At 70.5% G+C, this 12,650-nt stretch carries 14 protein-coding genes; 9 read left to right on the forward strand and 5 right to left on the reverse strand.

Going from position 1 to position 12,650, the window contains the following annotated elements:
- Window positions 1–14: 14 nt before the first annotated feature.
- The 4 genes from AB0C22_RS12565 to AB0C22_RS12580 form a co-directional block, all read right to left on the reverse strand.
- Window positions 15–1,004 carry a sigma-70 family RNA polymerase sigma factor gene (locus tag AB0C22_RS12565; protein ID WP_208568471.1) on the reverse strand — a complete coding sequence of 330 codons (990 nt, stop codon included), beginning with the start codon at window positions 1,002–1,004 and terminating at the stop codon, window positions 15–17.
- 492 nt (window positions 1,005–1,496) lie between these two features.
- Window positions 1,497–2,396 (reverse strand): N-acetylmuramic acid 6-phosphate etherase, encoded by a 900-nt coding sequence (locus tag AB0C22_RS12570; RefSeq protein WP_357535263.1) that lies wholly within the window; start codon window positions 2,394–2,396, stop codon window positions 1,497–1,499.
- A gap of 71 nt (window positions 2,397–2,467) precedes the next feature.
- On the reverse strand, window positions 2,468–3,382 hold the full coding sequence (locus AB0C22_RS12575) for a MurR/RpiR family transcriptional regulator (protein ID WP_208568470.1): 915 nt from the start codon (window positions 3,380–3,382) through the stop codon (window positions 2,468–2,470).
- 150 nt (window positions 3,383–3,532) lie between these two features.
- Window positions 3,533–4,276 carry a thymidylate kinase gene (locus tag AB0C22_RS12580; protein ID WP_219464391.1) on the reverse strand — a complete coding sequence of 248 codons (744 nt, stop codon included), beginning with the start codon at window positions 4,274–4,276 and terminating at the stop codon, window positions 3,533–3,535.
- Window positions 4,277–4,432: 156 nt separating this feature from the next.
- Here AB0C22_RS12580 and AB0C22_RS12585 point away from each other — a divergent pair, with 156 nt between their 5' ends.
- From AB0C22_RS12585 to AB0C22_RS12605, 5 genes are all read left to right on the forward strand, one after another.
- Window positions 4,433–5,038, forward strand: a complete 606-nt coding sequence (locus AB0C22_RS12585; RefSeq protein WP_208568468.1) for a nucleotidyltransferase — start codon at window positions 4,433–4,435, stop codon at window positions 5,036–5,038.
- Window positions 5,035–5,301 carry a hypothetical protein gene (locus tag AB0C22_RS12590; protein ID WP_219464392.1) on the forward strand — a complete coding sequence of 89 codons (267 nt, stop codon included), beginning with the start codon at window positions 5,035–5,037 and terminating at the stop codon, window positions 5,299–5,301. The genes AB0C22_RS12585 and AB0C22_RS12590 overlap by 4 nt, the downstream gene beginning before the upstream one ends.
- 10 nt (window positions 5,302–5,311) lie before the next feature.
- Window positions 5,312–6,034 (forward strand): metallophosphoesterase, encoded by a 723-nt coding sequence (locus tag AB0C22_RS12595; protein ID WP_219464393.1) that lies wholly within the window; start codon window positions 5,312–5,314, stop codon window positions 6,032–6,034.
- Between the two features lie 42 nt (window positions 6,035–6,076).
- Window positions 6,077–6,220, forward strand: coding sequence for a GPGG-motif small membrane protein (locus AB0C22_RS12600; RefSeq protein WP_007464364.1), 144 nt, complete (start codon window positions 6,077–6,079; stop codon window positions 6,218–6,220).
- Window positions 6,221–6,431: 211 nt separating this feature from the next.
- Window positions 6,432–6,926, forward strand: coding sequence for a TspO/MBR family protein (locus tag AB0C22_RS12605; protein ID WP_219464394.1), 495 nt, complete (start codon window positions 6,432–6,434; stop codon window positions 6,924–6,926).
- Window positions 6,927–7,002: 76 nt separating this feature from the next.
- Here AB0C22_RS12605 and AB0C22_RS12610 read toward each other — a convergent pair whose 3' ends face one another.
- Entirely contained in the window at window positions 7,003–7,755 is a 753-nt protein-coding gene (locus tag AB0C22_RS12610; RefSeq protein WP_357534949.1) for a peptidoglycan DD-metalloendopeptidase family protein, read from the reverse strand.
- Between the two features lie 298 nt (window positions 7,756–8,053).
- On the opposite strand from AB0C22_RS12610, the gene AB0C22_RS12615 reads away from it, so the two are divergent.
- From AB0C22_RS12615 to AB0C22_RS12630, 4 genes are all read left to right on the forward strand, one after another.
- On the forward strand, window positions 8,054–9,394 hold the full coding sequence (locus tag AB0C22_RS12615; RefSeq protein ID WP_219464396.1) for an ABC transporter substrate-binding protein: 1,341 nt from the start codon (window positions 8,054–8,056) through the stop codon (window positions 9,392–9,394).
- A gap of 74 nt (window positions 9,395–9,468) precedes the next feature.
- On the forward strand, window positions 9,469–10,518 hold the full coding sequence (locus AB0C22_RS12620) for a sugar ABC transporter permease (protein ID WP_208568462.1): 1,050 nt from the start codon (window positions 9,469–9,471) through the stop codon (window positions 10,516–10,518).
- Between the two features lies 1 nt (window position 10,519).
- On the forward strand, window positions 10,520–11,485 hold the full coding sequence (locus AB0C22_RS12625; RefSeq protein ID WP_208568461.1) for a carbohydrate ABC transporter permease: 966 nt from the start codon (window positions 10,520–10,522) through the stop codon (window positions 11,483–11,485).
- A 69-nt stretch (window positions 11,486–11,554) separates the two neighbouring features.
- Window positions 11,555–12,628, forward strand: coding sequence for a LacI family DNA-binding transcriptional regulator (locus AB0C22_RS12630; RefSeq protein WP_219464397.1), 1,074 nt, complete (start codon window positions 11,555–11,557; stop codon window positions 12,626–12,628).
- Window positions 12,629–12,650 lie beyond the last annotated feature (22 nt).

A 12,650-nucleotide genomic window follows, 5' to 3' on the forward strand; every position in this document is an offset into this window, starting at 1 on the left:
CCGACCGGGCCGACTCAGGCCGCCTGGAGGCCCTCCGCGCGGGCCAGCTCGCGTAGCCGGCCGAGCGCCTGGATCTCCAACTGCCGGATCCGCTCGCGCGAGAGCGAGAAGCGCGACGCGACCTCGGTCAGCGAGTGCTCCCGCCCGTCCTCCAGGCCGTACCGGGCCCGCATGATGCCGGCGGACCGGTCGTCGAGGTGGTTGAGCAGGCCCTCGATGCGCTGCCGCTCCAACCCGGTGAGGACGATGTCCTCCGGCGACGGGGCGTCACTGTCGGCGACCAGGTCACCGAGGTTGGTGTCGCCGTCGTCGCCGACCGGGGTGTCCAGCGAAACGGTGTCCTGCGACCAGCGCCGCAGCTCGTTGACCCGCTCCACGGTGACGCCCAGTGCCGTCGCGATCTGCTCCGGCTCCGGGTCGCTGCCCAGCTCACGGGTGAGTTGGCGGGCCACGTTGCGCATCCGGTTGACGTCCTCGACCAGGTGCACGGGCAGCCGCACCGTACGCTCCTGCTGGGCGATCGCCCGGCTGATCGCCTGACGGATCCACCAGGTGGCGTAGGTGGAGAACTTGTAGCCCCGCTCGTAGTCGAACTTCTCGACCGCGCGCACCAGACCGGTGTTGCCCTCCTGGATCAGATCCAGCATAGGCATCCCGGACCGCACGTACCGGCGGGCGATCGACACGACCAGCCGCAGGTTGGCCCGGATGAAGAGATCCTTCGCCCGTTCCCCCTCGACGACCAGCCGCTCCAGGTCGTCCCGGTCGGCCCCGTCGGGAACCCGGTCCTCGCCGAGCAGGTGCTCGGCGTAGAGCCCGGCCTCGATCGCCTTGGAGAGGTCGACCTCCTTGGCGGCGTCCAGCAGTGGCGTCCGGGAGATCTCGTGAAGGTAGACGCCGACCAGGTCACGCTCCTCGGCGACCTCGTCGGTTCGCATGCCGATGTTCTTGTCCACGGTGTCCACGGTCCCCTCGCTCGCGCCGGTTGCCCGGTTCCTTGCCATCCCCACGTCCATCAGCCCTCCCCCGCTGCCCAGCCGGTGCTGACACCTGCACAACAGTTCGGACGGGTCGGGGATTCCATGTCGTGAGTCGAAAGTGTCACGAATGCCTGAGTGCCAGCTGAAAGCCCGGTCCACGTTTGCTGTCAGCCTCCCCGTGGGACTGCTGACGTCCTCCGGGTCGGCGCTGGTGGGACGTGGTGTCGCCGACCGAATTCCGAGTGTCGCGCCATTGCGACACTCCGACCCGGAGCGACCCTCGTCACCGTCCGACGGCGATCCCGGTCACTGCCAGATACGGGCCGGTGGACCGGTTGGTTCATCCGGCACTCCTGGATTACCCCACGCCCCGAACAACAATCGGCGTCGTGACGGACGTCCCGGTGGCACGGTGTTCTCCATCACTACGGCCCGGCGTCCGGGCCGGTGGGACGCCACGGCAGGGGTCGGGAACCGCACCGCACCGGGCGGCTCGGGGGTGGGAACCGGGACGGATCAGGACGCGAGCAGGGCGATCGCGCCACGGACCTGGTGCGCGGTACGGACCAGCGCGGCCCGTGCCACGGCGATCTCGGCACCGGAGAGCAGCGAGACCAGTGCGGTCTTGAGGTCGCCGTCGGCCTCGTGCAGGGCCCGCCGGGAGACCTCCTCGGTGCACCCGGTCGCCTCGATCAGGATGGAGATCATGCGGCCCCGCAGCTTGGCGTTGGTGGCCACCATGTCGATCATCAGGTTGGAGTAGACCCGACCCAGTCGCACCATCACCGCCGTGGAGAAGGTGTTCAGCACCAACTTCTGCGCGGTGCCCGCCTTCATCCGGGTCGAACCGGTCACCACCTCGGGGCCGGTGTCGACCCCGATGACCACGTCGACCTCGCCGGCTGCCCGGACCTCCGGATTGGCACAGAGCAACACGGTCGAGGCGCTGCGCTCCCGGGACGCACCGAGCGCACCGAGGACGTACGGTGTGCGCCCGCTGGCCGCCAGTCCGACCACCAGGTCCCCGGCGGCCACGCACCGGGCGGCCTCCGCCGCGCCGCCGCGCAGGTCGTCCTCGGCGTCCTCCACGGCCTGCCACATCGCGTCCGGGCCACCGGCCAGGTGCGCGCAGAACCAGCCGCGCGGCGAGTTGAAGGTGGGGGCCAGCTCGGCGGCGTCGATCACACCGAGCCGGCCGGACGTGCCGGCGCCGAAGTAGTGCACCCGGTGCCCGCCGCGCAGCGCGGTCACCGCGAGGTCGACGGTCACCGCGATCTCGTCCAGCACGGCCGCCACCGCCGCGGGCACCCGCCGGTCGGCGTCGTTGATGACGGTGAGCACGTCGCGGGTCGACATCAGGTCGAGATCGGTGCTGTACGGGTTGCGCCGTTCGGTGGGCGCACCGACCCGGACCACCGGCCGCAGGTCGACCACACCCTCGGTGCCCTGCTGCTCCACCGTGTCGTCCGGCCCGGTCGGGCCGGTGGTCACGAACGCCTCCGACTGCCGCCCACCCGGTGTGTCCGCACCGCCTCGGCGGTGACCTCGAGCGCCCGGCGGGCCCGTGCCCGGTTCCGGGCGGCCACCCCCACGAAGAGGCAGTCGACCACGGTGAGCTGCGCCAGCCGGCTTGCCATCGCGCCCGAGCGGTACGTCGTCTCGCGGGCGGCGGTGGTGAGGACGAAGTCGGCGACCTCGGTGATCGGCGAACGGGGGAAGTTGGTCAGCGCGACGGTGACCGCGCCCCGGGTGCGGGCCTGTTCGAGCACCTCGATCACGTCGGAGGTGGTGCCGGTGTGCGAGATGCCGACCGCCACGTCGCCCTTGCCGAGCAGCGCGGCGGAGGTCAGCGCGGTGTGCACGTCCGGGAAGGAGAAGGCGATCCGGCCGATGCGGTGCAGCTTCTGCTGGAAGTCGGAGGCGACGAACCCGCTCGCGCCGGCACCGTAGACCTCGATCCGGCCCGCGCCGACGATCGCCTCGACGACCTGCTCGCAGACGGCCGGGTCGAGCTGCTGGGCGGTCTCCTCGACGGCCCGGGCGTCGTTGAAGGCGATGGTGGCGATGATCTGGGCCAGGTCGGCGCCGGGCGGGATGTCCCCACCGACCACCCGGGCGTCCGGCGGCTCGATCCGGCGGGCGGCCTCGGCGGCGAGCCGGATCCGCAGCTGCGGATAGCCGTCCATGCCGACGGACCGGCAGAACCGGATGACGGTGGCCTCGGAGGTCTCGGCGGCGGTGGCGAGGTCGGTGATGGTCCGTCGGGCGGCGTCGGCGGGGTCGGCGACGACCAGGCGGGCGACCCGCTGCTCGGCGGGGGACAGCGACGGGAGCAGGCCGCTGATGTGGACGATCAGCCCACCCGGCTCGTGACTCACAGAAATCTTCGGACTCTTCGCCACGGATGAAACTTACTTTCATGAGCCGCGAGCCGTCAACCATGACCGCGCGTATCCGACAGGAAGTATCCCCCGGCACCGGGGGCGTTCCGGCACAGACTCCCATTTGCGCAGCCTGACGCACCTCGGCCGGTCCGGTGGAATCGCCTCGGTCTACGGTCGGGCCTGGGCGGCGACCGGCTCCCGCCCGACGCCGTCGGTCGCCGGGGCGGACGGTCCGGTGTCGTCCGGCGGATCAACGGCCACCGGGCCGGCCCCCTCCTCCGGCGGCAGCCAACGCGCCAGGTGCGCCCGGATCCGCCGGGACACCTCGTCCGGCCCGCCTCCCGCGTCGACCACCACGAAACCCGGGTACTCGGGCAACGACCGGTAGGCCGCGTCGGCGGCGGTCAACCAGCCCATCGTCTCGTGGTCCTCACCCCGTCGCTCGATGCGCCGGTACGCCTCGACCGGGTCGACGGTGAGCAGAAAGGTGACCTGCGGCGCGGGAAAGACCCGGTAGCCAGCCCGCGCCAGCCGCTCCCACCGCTGCCCACCGTGCGCCCGGATGCTGGCGTACTGGCAGGCGGAGTAGCGGTCCATCACGGCGGTCCGCCCGGTCACCAGGCAACTGAGCAGCGCGGCGGCGATCGCCAGCCAGCGCAGCACGGACTCCACGGCGAGCATCCCGTCCCGGCCCACCAGCCCCTGTGCGTCGGAGCGGCCGAACCGGTGGGCGACCCGGCCGAGCCAACGCCGACCGCTCGCGTTGCGGTGGTAGGTGGCCGGCAGCCCGGCCGAGGTCAGCGCGGCGGCGAGCCGGTGCGCCTGGGTGGTCTTGCCCGAACCGTCGATGCCGATCAACGCGACGCGACGCAGTCGGGGCCTACCGTCGGTCGCGCGCCGTGATCTGGCCACCCTGCACAGACTATCCGACCCGCGCACACCCGCTGCCCGATCGGGTCCCCGATGGGGGCGATGACCGCATCGGTCCACCGGCCCAGGTGTGGGCGGGCGGGCAGCCGGGTACGCAACGTCATTTCCCACCGACCATCCACCGACGGGAGAGACCAGATGGCCGAGCGCGGGGACGTCAGCCTCCTGCACACCCTCAAGCGGGTCGCCGCCGTGCTCAAGCAGAACGAGATCCCCTTCGCGCTCGGCGGCAGCTTCGCCGTCTATGCGCACGGCGGCCACTCCAGCGAGCACGACGTGGACTTCCTGCTCCCCGAGGAGCATGTCGAGCGGGCGTTGGAGGCGCTGACCGACGAGGGCTTCACCGCCGAACGCCCGCCAGAGGACTGGCTGGTCAAGGTCTACGACGACGGGCGGATGGTGGACCTGATCCACCGGCCGGTGGAGACCCCGGTGACGCACGAGACCCTCGCCGACACCGTGATCCGCCCGGTGGACGCCATCCGGATGCCGGTGCTGTCGGCGACCCGGCTGATGGTGCACAAGCTGCTCAGCTTCTCCCAGCACTACTGCGACTTCGCCCGGGGCCTGCCGCTGGCCCGGTCGCTGCGCGAACAGATCGACTGGGAGCGGGTACGCAAGGAGACCCAGCACTCGCCGTACGCCGAAGCGTTCCTGATGTTGCTGGACCGGCTCGACGTCGTCCCGTACGGGGGGACGCCGGTGCCGTACGCCCGTATCCCCGAGGAGAGGGAGACCCCGTGACCGAGCACAGCGCCGGCCCGCCGGACGAGTACGTCGAGGCGGCGATCCAACGGCTGCTGACCGAGGACCCGGACGTCGCCGAGCAGGGCATCACCGTGGTCCGTCGGGAACGCGGCCTGGTCCTCACCGGCGAGGTGGAGAGCCCGCAACGGCGGGCCGAGATCCTGCGTCGGGTGGCCGAACGGTTCCCGGACGAGGCGATCACCAGCGACATCGGGGTGATCCGCGCCCAGGCGCCGGTCCAGGTCGAGGAGCTGCCGTGAGGAGGACCCGATGATCCGGATCGCCGCCGTCGGCGACGTCCACCTGGACGCCGACGTGCTGGGCCGGTTCCGCCCGGCCCTGGAGGAGCTGCCCGACTGCGCCGACGTGCTGCTGCTCGCCGGTGACCTGACCCGGCACGGCACCGAGGCCGAGGCGCGCTGTGTCGCCCAGGAGTTCGGCGGCCTCGGGGTGCCGGTGGTCACCGTGCTCGGCAACCACGACCACCAGTGCGACCAGGTGCCGCAGGTGGTCAAGGTGCTCCAGGACGCCGGGATCACCGTGCTGGAGGGGACCGGCACGGTGCTGGAGTGCCCCGGCGGCCGGCTCGGGGTGGCCGGCGTCAAGGGCTTCGGCGGCGGGTTCGCCGGCCGGTGCGCCAGCGACTTCGGCGAGCCGGAGATGAAGTCGTTCGTCCGGACCAGCAACGAGAGCGCAGCGGCGTTGGGTGAGGCGCTGCGCGGGCTGGACTGCGACCTGCTCGTCGCGCTGACCCACTACGCCCCCGTGCCGGACACCCTGGCCGGTGAGCCGTTGGAGATCTACCCGTTCCTCGGGTCGTACCAGCTGGGTCAGGCGATCGACTCGGCGCCGACGGCGCTCGCCCTGCACGGACACGCGCACGCCGGCACCGAACGCGGTGTCACCCCCGGCGGGGTGCGGGTACGCAACGTCGCCCATCCGGTGATCAAGCAGGCGTACAGCGTCTTCCACCTGGGAGATCAAATCGACTGAGGAGCAGGTTTTCGGGCTCGGGCAGCCGGGTATTCAGCAGCCATGGAGCTGATTCTCTGGATTCTCGCAGTCGTACTCGTGGTCGCCGGCATCCTCGCGCTGTTCCGCCGGCAGATCCTGTGGGGCATCGTCCTCATCGTGGTCGGCCTTCTGGTCGGCCCGGGTGGTGTCAGCATCTTCAATTGACGCCGGTACCCGCACCTGACCCGCCGGGGTCGTCGCCCCCGGAAGCCCCGTCCTCCCAGACAGGGGCCTCCGGCACCGACGACCCCGGCGTCCTGCTGTGCGGGGGTGGTGCCCCGCCCGGAGCGACCGCTGCCCGGTGACGCGACCGGGCCGGCCCCCGCCGGGCCGGGGGCGGGTTTTTGCCGGGGCGTACCGGGGAAATATCTTGACCATGGAGACAACCCGGAGCGACCGGCGGACCGGCACCGCGCGGACCTGGTGGATGCTGCTCGCCTTCGGCGCGGCCGTCACCGTCGCCGCCGCGATCGGCGGGCTGGGGGTGTCCGGCACCAGCGACGAGTACGCCGCCCTGCGCCAGCCGGCCTGGGCCCCACCCTCGTGGCTGTTCGGCCCGGTCTGGACCCTGCTCTACGCGTTGATCGCGGTCGCCGGCTGGCTGGTCTGGCGGCGGGTCGGCTTCGGCCCGGCGGTCTGGGCCTGGGTGGTCCAGCTGGTGCTGAACGCGATCTGGACCCCGCTCTTCTTCGGCGCGGGCCGCTACGGGCTGGCCTTCGCCGAGATCGTGCTGATGTGGCTGGCGATCGCCGTGACGGTGGTCGCCTTCTGGCGGATCTCCCGGCCGGCGGCGGCCCTGCTGCTGCCCTACTGGGCCTGGGTCACCTTCGCCGCCGCGTTGAACTTCTCGATCTGGCAGCTCAACAGCTGACGTCGCCGCCCCGGGGCGGCCCGGGGGTCGTCGTCGGGCCGGGGGCGGACCCGCCCCCGGCCCGACGGGTCCGGTCTCAGCAGCGGGGCACGTTCGGGATGTAGCCGTCGTGGCCGGTGTAGACGTAGGCGTCGGCGATGAACCGGCCGGAGCCGATCCGGTCCCAGATCGCGCTGGTGCCGTAGGTGCCGGTGACCGTGGTGCCGCTGGTCTGGCAGCCGATGGTGACGTTGGTGCCGTCGGCGACCGTGCCGACCGACGCGTAGCCGGTGCCCGGCCCGGACCGCACGGTCAGGGGCGTGCCGGCGGTGTCGACCGTGCCCGACCCGGTGCCGCTGGAGCAGCCGTTGCCGCTGGTGTACGTCTTGGTGCCCCAGTACAGCGCGACCGTGCCGTTGAACTTGACCTTGATGTCGTCGCCGTTGAGGCGCTGCTCGTAGTGCAGGTGCGGGCCGGTGGAGCCGCCGGTGGAGCCGACCCAGCCGATCACCTTGCCGTAGCCGACCTGCTGCCCGACCGAGACGTTGAAGCCGTTGAGGTGGGCGTAGTAGGTCGTGTAGCCGCCGCCGTGGTCGATCCGGACGTACTTGCCGTAGCTCGTACCGCCGAGGTCGGTGACCCGGTCGACGGTGCCGGGGGCGCTGGCGACCACCGGGTCACCGACGTCGTCGGTGCGGTTGAAGTCGATCGCGTTCGCCGGGCTGTGGTCCGACCGGGTCTGGCCGGACCAGGACTGGTTGCAGGGGAAGGGCACCTTGAACGTGGGCGCGGCCCACGCCGGGCCGGCCGGCACCAGGATTCCGGTGGCCAGCAGAAACGCTGCCAGCAAGCTCCACCACCGTTTACGCATCCAGCACCTCCGATGTAGAGATTCTTCGATGTCCTGCCCTGAGGGTGGCAGATATCGCCATCAATGGGAAGCGGTACGGACCCCTGCCCACCCCTATTCGGTGACCACGGGTGGGAGCGCGCCCACCAGCGGTGAGAGGGTTTCGTGATTGTTACCGGGCCGTGTCCACCAGGGGGGTGGACCGATCGGGATGCAAGCGCTTACATGTGGGGACGACTCATCGGACCGGCGTCGGGTTCCCCCACCTGTGGGCGCGCCGGCAAGGAAGGAGAACGGCATGGCGTTTGCCAGATCACGCCAGGCTCTCGCGATCGCCGGCGTGCTGGGGCTGGCCCTCGGCGCCGCCGCCTGTGGCACCGGCAACGACAAGAAGAGCAGCAACGCGGGCTCCGCCGAGTGCGCCGCATTTGAGAAGTACGGCGACCTCGACGGCAAGAAGGTCACCGCCTACTCGTCTATCCGGGACATCGAGGCCGACCGGCTGGCCCAGTCCTGGAAGCAGTTCGAGGACTGCACCGGCATCGAGATCGACCACGAGGGCTCCGGCGAGTTCGAGGCCCAGATCACCGTGCGGGTCGACGGTGGCAACGCCCCCGATCTCGCCTTCATCCCGCAGCCCGGCCTGATCAAGCGGTTCGCCGACGCCGGCAAGCTCAAGCCTGTCGCCGCCGCCACCAAGACCGAGGCCGAGGCGAACTACTCCCCCGACTGGCTGAAGTACAGCACCGTCAACGGCCAGTTCTACGGCGCCCCGCTGGGCTCGAACGTCAAGTCGTTCGTCTGGTACTCGCCGAAGACCTTCAAGGAGAAGGGCTGGGCGCCCCCGACCACCTGGGACGAGCTGATCAAGCTCTCCGACACCATCGCGGCCAGCGGCACCAAGCCGTGGTGCGCCGGCATCGAGTCCCAGGACGCCACCGGCTGGCCGGCCACCGACTGGATCGAGGACGTGCTTCTGCGTACAGCCGGCCCCGAGGTCTACGACCAGTGGACCACCCACGGCATCCCGTTCAACGACCCAAAGGTGGCCGACGCGCTCAACCGGGCCGGCACCATCCTCAAGAACGAGAAGTACGTCAACGGCGGCTTCGGCGGCGTGAAGAGCATCGCCACCACCTCCTTCCAGGAGGCGGGCGTCCCGATCACCACCGGTAAGTGCGCCCTGCACCGGCAGGCGTCCTTCTATGCCAACCAGTGGCCGAAGGGCACCAAGGTGGCCGAGGACGGCGACGTCTTCGCGTTCTACTTCCCGTCCATCGACCCGGCCAAGGGCAAGCCGGTGCTGGGCGCGGGCGAGTTCGTCGCGGCCTTCACCGACCGCCCCGAGGTCCAGGCGGTGCAGACCTACCTCGCCTCCGGCGAGTACGCCAACAGCCGCGCCAAGATCGGTGACTGGGTGTCGGCGAACAAGAAGCTCGACCTGGCCAACGTCCCGAACCCGGTGGACAAGCTCTCCGTGGGCATCCTCCAGGACCCGAAGACCGTGTTCCGCTTCGACGGCTCCGACCTGATGCCGGCCGCCGTGGGCACCGGCACCTTCTGGAAGGGCATGATCGAGTGGATCAACGGCAAGGACACCGCCACCGTGCTGGGCAACATCGAGAACAGCTGGAAGTGAGCTGAGACGGTGGCCCGGTCCGTACCCACGGGCCGGGCCACCGTCTGATACCGAACCCTTGAGAGGGAGGGTCGATGGAGTTCGACTTCGCTGAGGAACAGCCGAAGTTCCTCATGCTGATGTACGGGCTGATCGCTTTCGTCGCGGTGGTGGGCGGTCTGCTCCTGCTCCTCGACGTGGTGCCGGCCTGGTTCGCCCGCCGTCGGGAGGCGCAGTTGGTCGCCGCCTCGACCGGCGGTGGTCCACTGCCCCGCCGACGCAAGCCGCGGGAGGGGCTGTTCGCGCTGTTCTTCCTGTTGCCGACGTTGCTGCTGCTCAGCATCGGGTTGGTGGTGCCGGCGCTGCGGACCGTCCTGCTCTCCTTCATGGACGCCGGCAGCAAAGACTGGGTGGGGCTGAGCAACTACAGCTGGATGTTCTCCGAGGACTCGATCGTCCGGGTCCTGCTCAACACCCTCATCTGGGTGCTGCTGGTGCCGCTGGTGGCCACCAGCTTCGGCCTGCTCTACGCCGTGATGGTGGACAAGGCCCGGTTCGAGTCCATCGCCAAGTCACTGATCTTCCTGCCGATGGCGATCTCGTTCGTCGGCGCCAGCATCATCTGGAAGTTCGTCTACGCCTACCGCAGCGAGGACCAGGACCAGATCGGCCTGCTCAACCAGGTCGTGGTCAGCCTCGGCGGAGAACCCCGGCAGTGGCTGCTCGACTCACCGCTGAACACCTTCCTGCTCATCGTCATCATGGTCTGGATCCAGGCCGGTTTCGCCATGGTGGTGCTCTCCGCGGCGATCAAGGCGATCCCGGCGGACATCGTGGAGGCGGCCCGCCTCGACGGGGTCAGCCCGTGGCAGATGTTCTGGCAGATCACCATGCCGAGCATCCGTCCGGCGCTGATCGTGGTGGTGGTGACCCTGTCGATCGCCACGCTCAAGGTCTTCGACATCGTCCGGACGGCCACCAACGGCAACTACGACACCAGCGTGATCGCCAACGAGATGTACAACCAGGCGTTCCGGTACGGCGAGAACGGGCAGGGCTCCGCCCTGGCGGTCTTCCTCTTCATCCTGGTGATCCCGATCGTGATCTACCAGATCCGCAACCTGCGTCAACAGCGGGAGGGCTGAGATGACCACCGCCACGCCCACCGTCGGAGCCGGGGCCCAGGCCGCCGGGAAACCGACCACCACCGCCGGCCGGGTCCGTAACCGGCTCAACAGCCGCACCGCCACCCTGGTCTCGATCGTGATCGCGCTGCTCTGGACGATCCCGACCTTCGGCCTGTTCATCTCCTCGTTCCGCCCCGAGGCGGAGATCAAGTCCACCGGCTGGTGGACGTTCTTCACCGACCCGCAGTTCACCCTGGAGAACTACCAGGACGTGCTCTTCGGCTCGTCCTCCTCGTCGGGGCAGCTGGCCAGCTACTTCATCAACTCGCTGGCCATCACCATCCCCTCGGTGCTGTTCCCGTTGGCCTTCGCCTCACTCGCCGCGTACGCACTGGCCTGGATCAACTTCCGGGGGCGGGACTGGCTCTACATCGCGATCTTCGCGATGCAGATCGTGCCGTTGCAGATGGCCCTGGTGCCGCTGCTGAAGTTCTTCTCGACCGGGGTCACCGTGGCCGGTGTGCAGCTGATGCCGGCCTGGAACCTGGTGGACGAGCAGAAGTTCGCCCAGGTGTGGTTCGCGCACACCTGCTTCGCGCTGCCCTTCGCGGTGTTCCTGCTGCACAACTTCGTCTCGCAGCTGCCCCGGGACCTGATGGAGGCGGCCCGGGTCGACGGGGCCACCCACCCCAAGATCTTCCGCACCATCGTGCTGCCGCTGATCACCCCGGCCCTGGCGGCCTTCGGCATCTTCCAGTTCCTCTGGGTCTGGAACGACCTGCTGGTCGCACTGATCTTCGCCGGGGGCGGCAACGAGACCGCCCCACTCACCGTGCGGCTGGCCGAGATGGCCGGCACCCGGGGCAACGAGTGGCAGCGGCTCACGGCCGGCGCGTTCGTCTCGATCGTCGTACCGCTTGTCGTGTTCCTGTCGTTGCAGCGCTTCTTCGTGCGCGGTCTGCTCGCCGGCAGCGTCAAGGGTTGAGGTCCATTCGCCGCCGCCCGGCAGCACCGGGCGGCGGCGGAGGGCGGCGCGGAGCGGGGGAACCACAGCGTGACCAGGATCGACGACGTGGCCCGGCTGGCCGGGGTCTCCACCGCCACCGTCTCACGGGCGTTGCGCGGCCTGCCGACGGTGTCGGCCGCGACGCGCCGCCGGGTGCTCGCCGCCGCCGAACAGCTCCAGTACGCGGTGTCGCCGAGCGCCTCCCGACTGGCCGGCGGCCGGACCGGCACCGTCGCCGTGGTGGTCCCCCGGATCACCCGCTGGTTCTTCGGCACCGTCGTCGAGGCGGTCGAGGAGTTCCTCCACGACTCCGGTTACGACCTGCTGCTCTACAACCTCGGCGGGCGGGAGCAGGTGCGGCAGCGGGTGCTGCGCACCGCCAACCTGCACAAGCGGGTCGACGCGATCGTGCTGGTCGCCACCCCGCTACGGCCGGCCGACCTGACCGCCCTGGCCGAGCTGGACCTGCCCGGCATCACCATCAGCTCCGGCAGCACGGTGCCGGGTTGGCCCTGCGTCCGGATCGACGACGTCGCGGCGGCCCGGACCGCCACCCGGCACCTGCTCGACCTGGGCCACCGACGGATCGCCCACATCTCCGGCGACCCGACCGACGAGTTGGCCTTCACCACCCACACCGACCGTCGTCGGGGCTACCGGGAGGCGCTGCGCCGCGCGGGTCTGCGCCCCGATCCCAGCCTGGACATGGAGTCGCAGTTCACCATCGACGGCGGCAACCAGGCCACCGTCGAACTGCTGGCCCGGGGCGAACCACCCACGGCGATCTTCGCCGCCTGCGACGAGATCGCGATGGGCGCGATGACCGCGCTGCGCGACGCCGGGTTGCGGGTGCCGCAGGACGTCAGCGTGATCGGCGTGGACGACCACGACCTGTCCGGCGTGCTCGGGCTGAGCACCATCGCCCAGCCCGCCGCCGAGCAGGGCCGGCTCGCCGCCCGGCTGCTGCTCGATCCGCTGGGCACCGGCACCGTCGAGCCGTACGCCGGACGGGTGCCGGCTCCCCGCGGGGCCGACGGCGACGGCACCACGCCGACCCCGCCGGTGATCCTGCCCACTCGGCTGGTGGTACGGGAATCGACCGCCCCTCCCCGGGCACACTGAACGGATTCACCCCCGCACGGCA

The sequence above is a fragment of the Micromonospora sp. NPDC048894 genome (assembly GCF_040649765.1).
In the GTDB taxonomy this organism is placed as follows: Bacteria; Actinomycetota; Actinomycetes; order Mycobacteriales; family Micromonosporaceae; genus Micromonospora; species Micromonospora antibiotica.

Excerpts from the sequence above, each read along its gene's own strand:
- AB0C22_RS12565 (WP_208568471.1), bottom strand. The coding sequence starts at position 1,004 with ATGGCAAGGAACCGGGCAACCGGCGCGAGCGAGGGGACCGTGGACACC.
- AB0C22_RS12620 (WP_208568462.1), top strand. The coding sequence starts at position 9,469 with ATGGAGTTCGACTTCGCTGAGGAACAGCCGAAGTTCCTCATGCTGATG.
- AB0C22_RS12595 (WP_219464393.1), top strand. The coding sequence starts at position 5,312 with ATGATCCGGATCGCCGCCGTCGGCGACGTCCACCTGGACGCCGACGTG.
- AB0C22_RS12605 (WP_219464394.1), top strand. The coding sequence starts at position 6,432 with ATGGAGACAACCCGGAGCGACCGGCGGACCGGCACCGCGCGGACCTGG.
- AB0C22_RS12585 (WP_208568468.1), top strand. The coding sequence starts at position 4,433 with ATGGCCGAGCGCGGGGACGTCAGCCTCCTGCACACCCTCAAGCGGGTC.
- AB0C22_RS12600 (WP_007464364.1), top strand. The coding sequence starts at position 6,077 with ATGGAGCTGATTCTCTGGATTCTCGCAGTCGTACTCGTGGTCGCCGGC.
- AB0C22_RS12625 (WP_208568461.1), top strand. The coding sequence starts at position 10,520 with ATGACCACCGCCACGCCCACCGTCGGAGCCGGGGCCCAGGCCGCCGGG.
- AB0C22_RS12615 (WP_219464396.1), top strand. The coding sequence starts at position 8,054 with ATGGCGTTTGCCAGATCACGCCAGGCTCTCGCGATCGCCGGCGTGCTG.